Genomic DNA, 13917 nt, shown 5'->3' with positions numbered 1-13917 from the left:
TTGGGGTAACTCTTCGCCTCTGTCGTGGTTGGATCACCCCTTTTTAGCAGTGGAATATCCTTTTCGGAATGATTGATACAAACCAACCTATGTACAATCATGGCAAGTATTGCAGATTTATTTAAAACGGATAAGGCTGAGGGCCTTTCCGAATTATTCATCGCTCAATTAAAAGACATTTACTGGGCAGAAAATAAACTGACCGAAGCCCTACCCGAAATGGAAGCGGCGGCTACCTCGGATGAATTGAAAAACGGCATACGCAAACACCTGGCAGAAACGGAAGGACAGATTGCCCGCCTGGAGCAAATTTTTACTTCTATCGGCGTAGAAGCCGAAGGCGTCAAGTGTGAAGCCATGGCTGGATTGGTAGAAGAAGGTCAGGATATTGTTGCTGAAACACAATCGGGTACGCTGACGCGAGACGCGGGTATTATTGCTGCTTGTCAGAAAGTAGAGCACTACGAAATTGCTTCGTATGGTACCTTAACCGCATGGGCAAAAATTCTGGGTTACGAAGAAGCGGCCCGGCTGTTGCATGCCACTTTACAGGAAGAAGAAGCAACGGATGTAAAGCTTACTAATCTGGCCGAAACGTTTATTAACGCTTCGGCATTGATAGAAAACTAGTTTTCTGTGGGTAAGAACAAGAAACTTTTGAAAGAAAAAAATCCATACTACCAGTATGGATTTTTTTGATGGGTTGGTGCTATAAACCACTCGGTTTTACCCGAACGCTACGACGTCCGCCAACGTCTCCAACCATGGGATTACTACCACGCTATTTACGGCTCCAGGTGAAGTTTGGTTGCGTAAAATAGCTAAGCAATGTTAATTATAAATTGATATTATTAACAAATGTTTAGGTTGTTTTTGAGGGAACGGTCAGCCTATGGACGATTAAAATACAATTCTTTAAGTCTATACGTAAAGCCTTAACTTAAGGCAGAGCTACTTTGACGGCCTGGTTTTTGCTGGGGTTTTCCAGTCGGATGAGGTACAGACCTGAACCCAGCGAAGACGTCTGGAATTCGACGGCATTGAGCCCTTTCACCAGCTCAAGCTGTTGGGTACTCAGCGTGCGACCCGATAAGTCCAGCAGACTCACCCGGGCGGCTTTGGCCAGCTCCTCATCGCCATAATTTACCACCGCTTTGACGGTCCGATCACTCTGGGTAGCCGCCCACAAACTAATGCCCTGATAGCCTTCGAGTTGCAGCGAACGCACCACACTCAGTTCTGATTGACCGTTGAAGTCTACCTGCTTGAGGCGGTAGTAATGCGTCAGAGCGGGGTTGAGTTCGGCATGCGTAAAGTGGTACTGCTGCCGCTGGGCAGTGGTACCCTTGCCAGCGACCTGTCCCACGGTCTCAAAGCTACGACCATTGGTGGAGTGCTGTACCTCAAAGAAGGCATTGTTTCGCTCCTGAGCCGTGCTCCAGCTCAACTCGGCGTTATGCCCCTGAGCTCGCAGGGTAAAGGCTGCCAGCGAGACGGGGGTACTGGCCGTGACGTTGAGGGTGAGGGTCGCGTTATCGTTGGTCGCATCGTTTTCGATGGGGGGAGCTCCCTGCCAGGCAGTATTGGCGGTAGCTGATTGGCTGCCGGCCTGAGTTCCCTCATAGTAAAGGCGGAGGTTGACGCAGGTGCCTCCGGCGATGGGTGAGGTATTGATCAGACGAACGACGTTGGTCGAGAGGCGGGTTTCTTCACTGAAACCCGTCAGGGGCGATCCATCGGCGTTAGTGACAGTAGTGGGCGTGGTGATCTCCGAGGGAAAGCTGACGCGGGGGCGAATGCGGTTGGCGGCCAGGGGAATGCTGGAGCTGTTGTTACAGAGTCGGAGGGTGATGAAATCGGTTCCACCCTGCACCACGGCAGGGGAGTTAGCCGCGAGCTCGACGCTCATATCCTGAGCCCGCAGCCCCAAAGCTGAGCCAAGCAGGGCCAGGGTAAGAAAATAGTTTTTTTTCACGAATGATAGTTAGTTGAAAGTCAGGGCGGTGACTGCGAGGTTATTGGAGGAGGGCGTTTCCCCGCCGCCAGTACCGGCGTTAATGTTGATGGTTACGTTCTGGGTGGTGTTTTCAGCCAGAGCGGTAGGTACGAAGAAATTGATACCGATTCTGACGGAGCCATTGGCCGGAATGCTCACGCCCGGTTTGGAAGTGACGGTGAGAAAGCGACCTGAGGCAGAGAGGGTCCAGTTGGCATTATCGACCGTGGTACCGCCGTTGACATTGATGGTGGTGGCGTTGGCGGGGTAGTCAAAGCTCCAGTTGGCGGGCCGCTGGATGATAAAAGTGATCACGTCAGAAGTGGCTACGCCTTTGATTTCGTAGAGGGTGACGAGGTAGCCGTGGCCGTTAGCCTGGCCCGCTTGCTTGAACTCGCTGTTATCAATCTCTGCACTTACCGTTAAATCGGGCAGAGCAGCAGCGGCTTTGCCAATGGCCAGAGCCGTAATGGTAGTGCCTGCAGGAATCGTGCCTGAGAGCGTACTGTTTTCAGTATTGCCGCTTGCTCCGGTGGAACCGCTTAAGTTAATCCAGGATGAGCCATTCCAGCCCACCAGTCGTAGTGAGGCAGCCGTACCAAAACTGGTAACATCGGGGATGGAGACGGTTACATTGACAGCTCCTGATCCAGCTACGCGGATATAATCCCAGAAGCCCACAGTAGAAACACCCGTGATAGGACCAGTTAAAGAAGTCACCGAGTGGGTAGCATTATCGGAAGGATCCGTCACCGTAGCGGGACTACCGGCAAACCAAGCCGCACTGATGTGATTACTGGCATCCGTGGAAGCGGCCAGAGCCAGCGTCCGCAGGTCGGTAGCAGAACCTATAGGAAAAGTAAAAGCCGTGTTGCCGATTTTGGAAACATAGCCGTCCACGTGCTGAGCATCGGTAGTGCCGCCTGAGTAGGTAGCCCCGGCTTGGAAGCGAAGGGCTCCCGCCTGATGCAAATTGCGGAGGGTAGTCGTTAAGGCGTTTTGAAAGGTAACGGCAGTGTAAACGTTGGCCCCAGCAGTATTGGTAAAGGCAAACAGACTGGTACTGCCATTTTGAAGCAGCAGGGTAGAAAAGTTAGGAGCTACAGACCCTGACACGCCCTGCGTACCAGCGGTTCCGTTGGGACCACTAAAGGCATCGGTACTTCCGCCAGTTCCGTTGGCATTGTAGGCACTATTCACTCTGAAAGCATCAGCAGAGGTTTCGTAATGCTGGAAAACGGCTCCACCCGAAGCCGAGTAAGCGGAACCAGAGGCATTGGTAATGAGGGTATAGGCATCGCGGTTGGTGACTGTACCCATATTAGTGAAATTAGTGCCATCTATAACTAGCTGAGCCTGAGCAGACCCACCCACTAATAGGCAACCTAACAATAGCCCACTAAGGTAATGCTGTTTCATAAATAAGTTTGGTAGATAGGGGGTTATGGCTATTCCATAGTTTGAATATTCGGCAATATACGTACATAAAGACAGCAAGAGTTAGAAATATAGGCTCAAAAGTTATTTTTGATGGATAACAAGTTCAAAACTTACACGACTCAGGTATTCCTAACTCAAAACTATCTTCTCGAATATATTCTAAAAGTAGACTTTGGGATTGACCAAGTAGGAGGGCTTCCTGCCGTCGGTAAATTCCCTCGAGGTTCTCAAGGAAAACAGGTCTTCATATTAGAAAGTCCTCAAGCGGCGAATACCGCTCTACAAGCCTTCTACAGCTATGGTCAATCGGTCATTATTCAAGAGTTCATTGAAGCCGGAGGGAAGGACATACGAGCCATTGTTGTAGGAAATAAGGTAGTTTCGGCAATGGAGCGAACGGGCAAAAAAGATTTCAGAGCAAACCTTTCTCAAGGTGGATCAGGTAGAAACGTATTAGCCGAGTTAACGCTACAAGAAAAAGCCTTTTGTGTAGAAGCAGCGAAAGCATGCGGGCTTGAATTTGCAGGGATTGACTTCATTCGTAATAAAGAAGGTCAACCCTTATTAATTGAGGCGAACGGAAATCCTGGTGAAAAGATTATCGACGTTACAGGGCATGACCACTATGAAGATCTATTAGATCTCATTGAAAGAAAGATAAAGCCAGGGAACGGTGCAATGCCAACACCAGCCGTAGTACAACCGTCAGCGGCGGCAATGGCGAAAATAGAAAGTTCTGGATTAGTGATGACGACTTCTTCTGTTTCAGCGGCTAAACCAAATCCTTTTGCTGGATATGATTCCCAAATTCAAGTAAAGTTGGAAGGTATTCAAAAAAAATTAAATGCTAAAGAATCTTTGAAGCCAGACGAAACAGTTCTTTGGTAAATATATCAGAATAATGAAAGAATAAGGTTAGTATATTAATATCAAAAAATCTTCCCGGTTAAATATATTTAACCGGGAAGATTTTTATTCAAATAAACCTATCAACTAGTGGGCCATAAGAGTTAAATGCAACTGTAAACTTAATGTCTTGATTTAGTTTTAAATTCAGAGTCATCTGATTTGTTCTCCAAAAAAATACTTCAAAGTTTTCTGGAATTGCAATTATAGTGCCGGTATAGCTTGATAGATTAATTACTTTTCCATTGAAAATTTTACTTTCATCGCCTTCTAACCATTTATCTTTAATTCTCTTTTTCTGTTCTGCAGGTTTATTTGATTCAATTAACTCTTTGAATATTTTATTTGCCTTCTTATATTCATTTCTTTTGAAGAGAAATGAAGCATATTCTACAGATAACGATAAATCACCTTTATTATGCCTTATTGCAGCTTCATAGTAGCCATTTATACTATCGAAATCTCCTTTTGTAATAATCTGAAGTCTGGCCATATCTCTTTGCAATCTCCAAGAAGTAGTATCTTGTCTAATGCCCTCTTGAGCAATAGATATAGCTTTATGTATATTTTCTTCTAATTGTGGTTTTTGTTCTAGAATAGATTTGATTAATAAGTTTCTGATCCTGTTATCAAAAGGCTTTTCGGTTAATGCGTTAGTTAACGTAAGAACTGCTTCATCAGTATCTCCAAAGTTAATATGAAATTCTCCAAGAGAGGCCGCAATTATCGTTGAATCATTAGTCGCTTCTAATGCTTCCTCAAGTAGTGAAAGAGCATTGATCTGAAAAGCCTTTTTTTCTCTCTCTGATGAAGAATTTTCTATTTTGTTTTTTAGTATATAATATTTGCCTATGTATGAATATGGATCAGAAGGGTCTTTTTTAAGCCCATCATTAAATATTTTCTCAGCTTCGTGTATTAATTTACTTTTGGCTAATTCATCTCTAGTGTTTCTTGCTGAAAATTCTAAGGCTAAGCCTAAAGTATTTTTAAACAAAGGTTTGTTTCCGCCTATTTCTATACTTCGTGTGGCATAAGCTATTGCAGCTTCTGCATATCCTAAGTCTTTCTCTAGTATTGACCTATGTTGTAGAACATAAGGATTATTAGGTAAAATAATTTCAAGTTTATCATAGATAGCCCGCTTTTTGTCAGAGTCTAATAGTGTATTTACTAACTCTTTCCTTTTAATAATTTGTTCTAATATCCTATTGTCATCTTGAAAACCGGGATCAAGCTGTTCAATAATATTATTAATTATACTATGTTTTTCATCATCATTTGAAGCAGCATAGCTAAAAATTACTGAAGCTATAACTGGATGTCTAGTTGTAAGTTTGTAACCTATATCATGACGCGAACTACCTACATCTTCACCAGATATTAAAACACTATCTGTAGGCTGAAATACTTGTGATTTTAATTGTGCTAGATCAATCCCTAGGATGCGAGCCAGATTGGTATAGCGTAAAGACAAGCCCATTTGCCCTAAAGCAGATACATACACGTAAGCTGATTTCCCTAAAGAAGAAGGAATATTATCATACTCATTCTTAATTATTTCATCAAATGAAGTGCCAGTCGTTATTTCTCTCAAAGCTACTAATAAATCCTTGTGAGCAACTTTAGCAAAATGTTTTTCCTGATACTCTTTGTCTAAACCTGTAAGTTTACCTAAAGAATGATATTTTCTAAGTGCCTCTAAGATCAAACTTATTTCATTTGGCGATAGCCTACCTAATTCAAACTCAGCGGGTGACAAATCCTTAATATTGTTATTTATCAAGCCGACATTCCATTGGTTTCTTCTTTCTTCTAATAATAAAGTAATTGGAAGTTTCTTTCTTCTTATCTCATTGTGAGCAATCTCTATTCTTTTTACATATAAACCTGCATTTTTAATTACTAGTATAATTCTTTTAGGATTTTCATAATCTAAGGTGCTTTCTAATATATTAATATCTATAGGCGTATTTGGAATGTGAAAATATATAGGTACTTCTAAATAATTATTTAATTCAAAAACAATAGATTTAATTAAGGTTGTTTTACCTGTGCCTGCACTTCCTGTAACTAAATATAGGCTAGATGGGTTATTTATATTTAATACATCTTGAAATAAGCTTTCTGATAGAGGGTCATGTTTGTCCCTATGAGGAGCTATTTTTTCTTTAATATCAGCCCAATTAGGTTCGGCTCCTTTGAAGAAAGCCAATGGGTCACTTTTGCCAGTTATATTATCTATATTGAGTTGGTAGTAAGAGTCTCCAATTTTAGGAAACCTAGTTGAGCTGTCAATAGTAGTGTAATTTCTAGCTTGTATTTCTTCGAAACTTGAAACTATTCTGTTTTCCGATAGCCAACTTGTTTTTAAGCTATCTAAGAAAGTAGCTCCATCTATATCTATTAATTGTATATTGTACTTGTCTTTCCAAAATATTTCTTCACTTCTTTTAAAGCCTTTTTTTATAGCATAACTTAGAGGAAAGGTCTTTGTTCCTAACTGATTTCGACAATCATCTAGTATCTCTCTAAAATTACTGTCTTCTAATGAATAACCAATAAATACAAATGTTCTGTTCAATAAATCTCTTTCTAATCTTTTAAAAAGAGGTTTCCTATGTATTTCGTAATGTCTATAATCTTCTCTTGTAAGAATTAATCTGCCTTCTTCTTTATTGGCAAAATCCATAGTTCCATGAATTTTATAATAAAGAATATCTCTTTCACTAAATGCACTTAAATCAGCAGATTTATCATATATAGACCTAATTGTTCCTGCTACGTTTATAGAAGTATTGACTGAAGCTTCTTCAACTAAAAGATCGTAGTTAGTAGTATAGATAATATCCCAAGGGAGCTGTACTAAAGCTAAATGTGCTGTATTAGGTTTAAAAGTTTTGAACTTACTATAAATATAATCGTTAACCGTTTTTCTGCCTTCTCTGTGATCAGCTATTTCCACAGCATCTACGAGTGGTAATGTCAGCCCTTCTTCTTGGATTAAATCTCTACAAATCCAATTACCCAGAGTTGCTCCTAAGGGGAAAGATTCTCCTTCGTCATTAAGCGTTCCATAATTAATTCCGGCTCCTAAAAATAATACAGCATTTCTATCAGATAAATGCCCACATATGGCTTCAATAACTTCATGTATGAACTCTTCCATAGTTTACAATAGGTTTAACATTTGGTGTAGTTAATTCGACTATGGCAATTAAACATAATAATTTTAGTGTTATTAAATTGGTATCAAAAAAAGTACATAAAAAAAGTAAAGGGCTAGAAATCATTTGATTTCTAGCCCTTTACAGGTTTTGTTGAGCCTCCTACAAGAACTGAATCTTTGGGCATAACTTATTGGTTTATAGCCGTCTTATCGCAAAGATAAGCAGGGGTGTACCCGAATTTGTACCCGCGATCCAAAAAAAAGGGACTTTTTACAAGGCCTTTTTTAGATAAAACCCGCAATTGATACAAAGTGGCTACACTAGGACACCCCTTAGGCTTTCCCAGTAAACCGAGAAGCTTCTCGATCTGTAAGTCCTTTGCTCTTAGCTGCTCATGGTAGAACTCTTCCATTTTTTTAAAGTGTTCTTCAAATCTTTCCACGACCTCAGTGCCAAAATTTACACTATCATCAGATTTGGTCTTATCTGAACTGACTTTTCCGTTAGCTCTATCAAGTATGACTTGAACAGGGACTCCCAAAATTTCAGCCCATTTGTCCAATTCCTCAGTTGTCATAGATAATCTCTTCCCAAAAGTATCGTAAATCCCTTGACGTGTAAGATTAAGTCCACTGGCTAAGGTAGCTACGGATACTTTCTTTTCTTTAGACAAAGCTTTGAGTGCCAGGCCTATAGATATTTTTTGGTTATCCATATTAAAAAAAATAAGGTGATACTTGTTGTTTGTATAAGAAATGATCTTACATTTGAAACATAAATCGTTACAAATCTTGTTACAATATACGGAACAAGTCAAGTTAAAGACACTTGAAAACAGGAATTTTAGGTATGAACGGTGTAAAAACAACCCTCAAAGATCACTACGAACATTTGAAGGAAACAAATAAGGAATCATGGAATGAGCTAAATGCTGATCTGGCCCGTCATGATTTTCTTAAAAATTTTACCCGCTCAATATTGCCTAACGAAGATTATAACCTTCGTAAGACACCGTCTTGGATTCGAAGCTGTATGATCAAGTACATGGGTTTTACCCATGACGACTTTGATAATAACGTAATACCGTCATTTTCGTTAGAAACGCAAGCCGCTTAAATGTTTGAAATCATCATAGTGCTTTTGTCGCTAACGGCCCTATGCCGGATCATTAAAGTTTTCATTGCTCTGAATTAACCACTTAAAACCACCGCTATGGTAATGCTCCACATCGCTTCGGCTCTCGCACAAGCACTCTTTGCTTCTGCTGTGATGGCCTACATGATGAAAACTGACCCCAACGTATTTGAAGAATGAAAGTTGAGTGGGTTCAATTCACTGGTGAGGATGGGATGCGTCGCTGGAGGCTTATTAGACTCGCAGAAGAGTCACGCTTAGATGGTATACCTAAACGGGTGATCAGTGTGCTGGGTGGAATTGATCAAGTCTCGAAAAGTCGATTCCAGGCCTATTTACAAGGGGGGAATACTTGTCCTTTCCACGACTATAGTTGTGCGTTTCTTTGGATTTTGATGGAATCAGATATTACCTGACGAGTGTAAAAGCAGCACATGAAGCTTGTTAGGGGTACGGTGTAGCTCAGTTGGTAGAGCATCTCTCTAGCCAAGAGAAGGTCACAGGGTTCGAATCCCGTCATCGTAACGATAAGGATTGGACTCCTTATCCCGATAATGTTAAGGCGATTTCATACGCTTTAAGGTTAAAGGTGTGGGTTAATTCATTTCCGGTATGGCCCTCCGGTTTCTGGAGGGCCATCTTTTAAAAACTTGTAAAATACATGGATGGATGGCCGAGTAGGTAAGGCCTCTGATTTTTGGCGGGATCAGTGTTCGCGGGTTCGAACCCCGCTCCATCGCACCACCGAAGTAGGCACAATAGCCGTGGGACCAAATCCCACTTCCAACCAGCCAGATGGCCCAAAGCCTGAAAGCTAATCCTTACGTTTCACGTATACCCCCAAGCGTTCGGGCTTGGGGGTTTGGGGGGCCTTTAATTTTTAAGCCATGAATTATCCAGAATGGATTGAAGTTCGCCAGGTTATCAAGCTCATAAGCACGAGAGGAGTTGAGTTACCTGTTCCAGAAGGTTTCTACCTTCGACTTGATCAGGATCGATATTACCTCACGAACGGAGACGGGTTTGATTTACAAGACGTAACCTTTAAGTTGGAAGCTGTTGAAAATGGCCTGAATGATGGATCACTGTTTGATTGTTCATCGGCTACTTTCGAGGCCTTTAAGACCCAATTGAAAAAGACCAGGGAGGCTCAAAAGATGTATTTCAGTCGGCGAACAGCCCCCCTGTTAAGTTACGCGAAAGCTTCTGAAGCCAGGCTTGATGATCTCCTTAGTCAGGTAAAGCATTCACATCCGAAAGAAAACTTAGTAACGCTTGCCACTACAATGCGAGATAGCCAAATCCAGTACTTTAATACCCGATCCAGTCACGCTAAGAATATAGCCATTGCCCTCGAAAAAGCTATCGATAAGTTATTGATGCCTGATTCTTCCCACAAAACTGACACATCTATTCAATCAAGTCTATTTCAGTAAGTTATGTACGCGTTTCCTGATCCGCTGGCCGCCAGAAGCCGATGGAAAACTACCGCCGATACGATTAACGCTCAGCAACCGAGTGTAGAAGTAATCCAGAATTTTGTTGATGGAAGAAGCCGCGTGCGAAAGGTCCAGCACAAAGCTGTATCCGGGAGTGTTCGTAAAACCGGGCGTGATTTAATCTCTTTGTATATAGGTCATTTACACCGGACTCACCGCAAGTTAGGAGATAGGGGCTTTGAAAAAGGTGAGCCTGGATTTTTAACCAACCGAGTAGAATTGGCGGATTTATGGGGCTGTTCTGAGCGAACTGCGTATGCTCATTTGGTCAAACTCCAAGAGGCTGGATTGATTGCTAAACGTAAATTCCGTGGCACTAAAGCTGACTTCGAAATCTTCCTTTCCCCTGAAATTTTATATGGCCGGGCGGATGTTGAAAAAGTTGTGGAAACGCCTGTTTTTCAAATGCCTTCCAGCGGGATTGCCCCCCTGATTTGCCAAAACTTGCCGCTTAGTAATGCCAGTATAAATCAAAGTAACATAGAAACAGAAACAATAAAAGGATGTGGATTAGGGGATAACAAGGCAACAAATCAGGGTAACATCCAACAAGGCAACAAAAATCAGGGCAACACCGAACGGCAACAGCCTCCCCTAAAGCCCGAAACGGGCTCTCAATACCAACTTGTCACAGTGACAATGGGGGCCGGGGGGGCGGCGGCCAGCGATGTGGATAACTCCAAACCCACGAAAGGCCAGCGAACCCCTGCTCAGCGTCAAGCGATCTTTGAAGGTTACGTGACCAGCTTCTGGATATATGCAAAGCAGCTGCTTTACTCAGGACGCAATTTTACCAGCATCGAAGAGAATCAAGCCCTTCAGGAAATTGCACAAGGGGTGTATCTGAATTTCAAAGTCGATTTCTCCGAGAAAGAGTGGGATGAGTATCAAACCGAGCTTTTCAAACGACTTGAGCTGGCCAGTGCTTACTACCAACGCCACGCCGATCGATACCCGCCGGATCCTTACTCGAAATTCCGTCCAGGATCTGGATACTTCTGCCAAGAAAACCAACGCGGCTTTAAAAATACTGATACCTGGTTAGCTGCCAACCGGACGGCTTATCGGACGGCCTATGTAAACCAACGTTTAAACCTGGCCATTCGACACCTCCAGCAACACTCGCAGGGCCGTGCACCCAAACGCCTGCAAGCAAAGACCTACCTTGAGGCTTTCCGTTACCTCGAGGGTCAGATGAAAAAGTACGGACAAAACATTTATGAGAAGTTTCTCGCTGGAGTGTCAGCGGTTAGCCAGGCACCGACGCAATCAGAGGGCTTCACCAAACGAATCTTGACAAAAAAGTAAAACCCAAACCCAATGAGTACTAATCAAAAATCGGCATTTGATGCCACTGCACTTAAAGCTGAAGCCAGCGTTGTCGCAATCGTCCATTTTGTTGACGGAAACAAGCGTCCCTTTTATTCCGGGGACGTCCGGTACCGAGGTAAATGGCAGCACAAAAACTTACCCTACTGGCTTCAGTACTGGAAATATCGAATTGAATACGAGGCCTGTGAGGGATGGAAGGGGCGAGTGTTAGAAGGGGCCATCTTCGAAAACTTTAACGGCACCCGGGGCAAAAGAATTGCCCAATTCGTAAAAGGTAAAGGTTGGATTGCAATCGAAAATAATTAATTCTTAGAAGAATAGACCAGATGATTAATATATCAAACCTCGGATTTGGCGAAGTAGAATTACCTAGCCAGGTGGCTATAAAGGAACAAGTAACTGAATTTTTTAAGAAGGAGTCTAAAGCGAAAAAGAAAACAAAAAAGGTCTTGGTAAACCGATACAGATCACTTTCTAAAAGTGAATTGACAGTAGCTGTAGAACTGACCTTTTTATCTACCTGCGTTCTTAATCGGATTGATGAGCTCAAGCATACTTCACTCTATAGCAAAGAGGTTAAAGCAGCCACTAACCTTTTAGAGACTGAATTAGAGCAGTATACAGATGCGAATATGTGGAGTGAGATTGAGGGCAAATCCGCTCATAATGCTATGGAACAGCTAGATATGGGTTCTCAATTTGTCGATCGATTCTTAAGACTCAGTACCCAGGCTCTTGATTTCGAACAGGAGAAGTATGAAGCCTATGTTAACGCAATCGAGACTGTCAATCAACAATTCGGTTTAACCTTACTCTGGAAACCCAATGACCCCAAAGCTTGATTTCAAACTAACTCTGAGTGAGTTTGCCAGCCTCTATCAGATTTGCTTTAACAGTCATGAGGCCGTCGAGAACAGGCTAACCTTTCGCCCTGAAGAGTTGATCCTATCTGAGTATTGCGATGAACTTGAAAAACGAATTCCTACCTGGAAAGATCGGAAGGATCAGAAGGAGTACAAGTTCAGGCTTCGGCTCAGCGTGGCCATGACGATATGGCAAGATCGATCTTACTACCGGCCAGTCAACACCCTCCTGGCTAAAATTGATAAAGCCCTAGTCGACAATCAATTTAAACCTATCACTATATGAAAACCTATAGTAACAATCGTCAGGAAGTACTTTCTACTGTGAACGCGGTACTTCCATCAATCATGGGAAATCCTGAAAAGTATGGGATATCGGATAGCCGTCTTGCCAATTACCCAACTTATGGTAATGAAAAAATTGTAAGTAAGGCCTTCGAAATAGCATTTAAGGTTCAGGAAGAACTGGATAAGCGAACTATCGAATGACCCCCGGGCTTCAAATTTTCGTCAATGCGATCTTACCCATGATCCTGACATTGTGCGAGAAATACGTTCAAAACCACAATGATCCCACTAGCGATGAATTCTCAAAGCATGAGATAATAGCCATGGCCATGAAGGTTTACATCGCTATTATTCATCAGACAAATCACCTGCAGTAACTTCTCCAGCTACCCACTGGAGTCATTTCAAAACCCAAACTCGATTCTGACAACCATGATTAACCTACTCATCGCAGGAGGTTTCCTGCTCCTTATTGCCTTAGCTATTGTCCTGATAGCTTTAATAATCGAAAAACTCCTCAATATCAATCCATTTCAGGTATGGTAGTGGCAATCGTTCAAACCAAGCGGAAGCGTAAGAATGTAGCTTTTTACAATAGCCTGGTATTTGACTATTCTGATACACATCAAATTGTAGTTGTAGCTACTGACAAGTTCCCACCTAAGCCTTACCGGCTTAAAATACTAGATATGAAACAGATACAGTTGGTAGGGAATCTCATGGATTTGGATCAGGAACTGCATCTAAAGCTCATGGCTTCTTTAGCATACAGTGAAAGGTGGAATTGGGAAGCATGCAAGAATCCTATAGTAGTTATAGGATTAAAATAAAAAAAGCCTTCGGACCCCTCCGAAGGCTTAAACCCAAACGTTTAGTTCGAATTCTTGACAGTGCAAATGTACGATTATTCCATTCTCCATCAATTCCCCCCTTAAAGAAAATGAATCGTTTTTTCAGGATTTTATTAGTGATCATCGTATGGATCCCGATCGCTGTTTTCTATTCACTTTTTGTGATAGTTGAAATGTTCTTCAAACTCATTATCAACGCAGTCATTTCGACTATCGCTCTTTTTAGGGTGATGTTCCCTAAAAAATCAAACACTGAAAATGTTAATCATGGAAATCCAAAAGAAGAGTATATGGAGGCACAGGAATAATCAAAACCTGTATATAGTTGAAGACATCATCGAGCATAAAACTCCTGAAGGTGATAGCAATCATGTATTGTACAGTCCGTTGAACCCTAAGCTTTGTGGCGTAGAAGACAAGAGGTATAGTCGTACTGAA

Annotated in this window: 13 protein-coding genes and 2 tRNA genes; 11 read left to right on the top strand and 4 right to left on the bottom strand. The window is 42.2% G+C overall.

Annotated elements, in window-relative coordinates; all coding sequences use genetic code 11:
* The first annotated feature begins 99 nt into the window (after positions 1–99).
* Entirely contained in the window at positions 100–630 is a 531-nt protein-coding gene (locus QE357_RS13345) for a ferritin-like domain-containing protein (protein ID WP_309708229.1), read from the top strand.
* A gap of 310 nt (positions 631–940) precedes the next feature.
* On the opposite strand, the gene QE357_RS13340 is transcribed toward QE357_RS13345, so the two are convergent.
* Together QE357_RS13340 and QE357_RS13335 are read right to left on the bottom strand one after the other, a co-directional pair.
* On the bottom strand, positions 941–1975 hold the full coding sequence (locus tag QE357_RS13340) for a T9SS type A sorting domain-containing protein (RefSeq protein ID WP_309708226.1): 1035 nt from the start codon (positions 1973–1975) through the stop codon (positions 941–943).
* A 9-nt stretch (positions 1976–1984) separates the two neighbouring features.
* On the bottom strand, positions 1985–3415 hold the full coding sequence (locus tag QE357_RS13335; protein WP_309708223.1) for a hypothetical protein: 1431 nt from the start codon (positions 3413–3415) through the stop codon (positions 1985–1987).
* A gap of 111 nt (positions 3416–3526) precedes the next feature.
* Here QE357_RS13335 and QE357_RS13330 point away from each other — a divergent pair, with 111 nt between their 5' ends.
* A complete protein-coding gene (locus tag QE357_RS13330) occupies positions 3527–4324 on the top strand; it encodes a hypothetical protein (RefSeq protein ID WP_309708221.1) in 798 nt (265 codons plus the stop codon).
* Positions 4325–4412: 88 nt separating this feature from the next.
* Here the strand turns inward: QE357_RS13330 and QE357_RS13325 are convergent, their stop codons facing one another.
* Both QE357_RS13325 and QE357_RS13320 read right to left on the bottom strand, forming a co-directional pair.
* Entirely contained in the window at positions 4413–7511 is a 3099-nt protein-coding gene (locus QE357_RS13325) for an SIR2 family protein (RefSeq protein ID WP_309708217.1), read from the bottom strand.
* Positions 7512–7699: 188 nt separating this feature from the next.
* Positions 7700–8227 carry a helix-turn-helix domain-containing protein gene (locus tag QE357_RS13320; RefSeq protein ID WP_309708214.1) on the bottom strand — a complete coding sequence of 176 codons (528 nt, stop codon included), beginning with the start codon at positions 8225–8227 and terminating at the stop codon, positions 7700–7702.
* Between the two features lie 113 nt (positions 8228–8340).
* On the opposite strand from QE357_RS13320, the gene QE357_RS13315 reads away from it, so the two are divergent.
* The 9 genes from QE357_RS13315 to QE357_RS13275 all read left to right on the top strand — a co-directional run bounded on the left by QE357_RS13315 (position 8341) and on the right by QE357_RS13275 (position 13787).
* Complete coding sequence (locus QE357_RS13315) at positions 8341–8628, top strand: hypothetical protein (RefSeq protein WP_309708211.1); 288 nt, start codon at positions 8341–8343, stop codon at positions 8626–8628.
* A 469-nt stretch (positions 8629–9097) separates the two neighbouring features.
* Positions 9098–9171 (top strand) — tRNA-Ala (locus QE357_RS13310).
* A 138-nt stretch (positions 9172–9309) separates the two neighbouring features.
* Positions 9310–9390 (top strand) — tRNA-OTHER (locus QE357_RS13305).
* Positions 9391–9533: 143 nt separating this feature from the next.
* Positions 9534–10082, top strand: a complete 549-nt coding sequence (locus QE357_RS13300) for a hypothetical protein (RefSeq protein WP_309708208.1) — start codon at positions 9534–9536, stop codon at positions 10080–10082.
* 3 nt (positions 10083–10085) lie between these two features.
* A complete protein-coding gene (locus QE357_RS13295; RefSeq protein ID WP_309708205.1) occupies positions 10086–11453 on the top strand; it encodes a hypothetical protein in 1368 nt (455 codons plus the stop codon).
* A 12-nt stretch (positions 11454–11465) separates the two neighbouring features.
* Positions 11466–11783, top strand: coding sequence for a hypothetical protein (locus tag QE357_RS13290; protein WP_309708202.1), 318 nt, complete (start codon positions 11466–11468; stop codon positions 11781–11783).
* Positions 11784–11803: 20 nt separating this feature from the next.
* Positions 11804–12319 (top strand): hypothetical protein, encoded by a 516-nt coding sequence (locus QE357_RS13285; RefSeq protein ID WP_309708199.1) that lies wholly within the window; start codon positions 11804–11806, stop codon positions 12317–12319.
* Between the two features lie 303 nt (positions 12320–12622).
* Positions 12623–12829: a hypothetical protein gene (locus tag QE357_RS13280; protein ID WP_309708196.1), complete on the top strand. Its 207-nt coding sequence runs from the start codon at positions 12623–12625 to the stop codon at positions 12827–12829.
* Positions 12830–13568: 739 nt separating this feature from the next.
* A complete protein-coding gene (locus QE357_RS13275) occupies positions 13569–13787 on the top strand; it encodes a hypothetical protein (protein WP_309708193.1) in 219 nt (72 codons plus the stop codon).
* Positions 13788–13917: the final 130 nt, after the last annotated feature.

This window comes from Siphonobacter sp. SORGH_AS_0500 (assembly GCF_031453245.1).
Taxonomy (GTDB): Bacteria; Bacteroidota; Bacteroidia; order Cytophagales; family Spirosomataceae; genus Siphonobacter.
The sequence above is the reverse complement of the archived record's forward strand: the minus strand, read 5'-3'. Positions and strand labels throughout refer to the sequence as shown.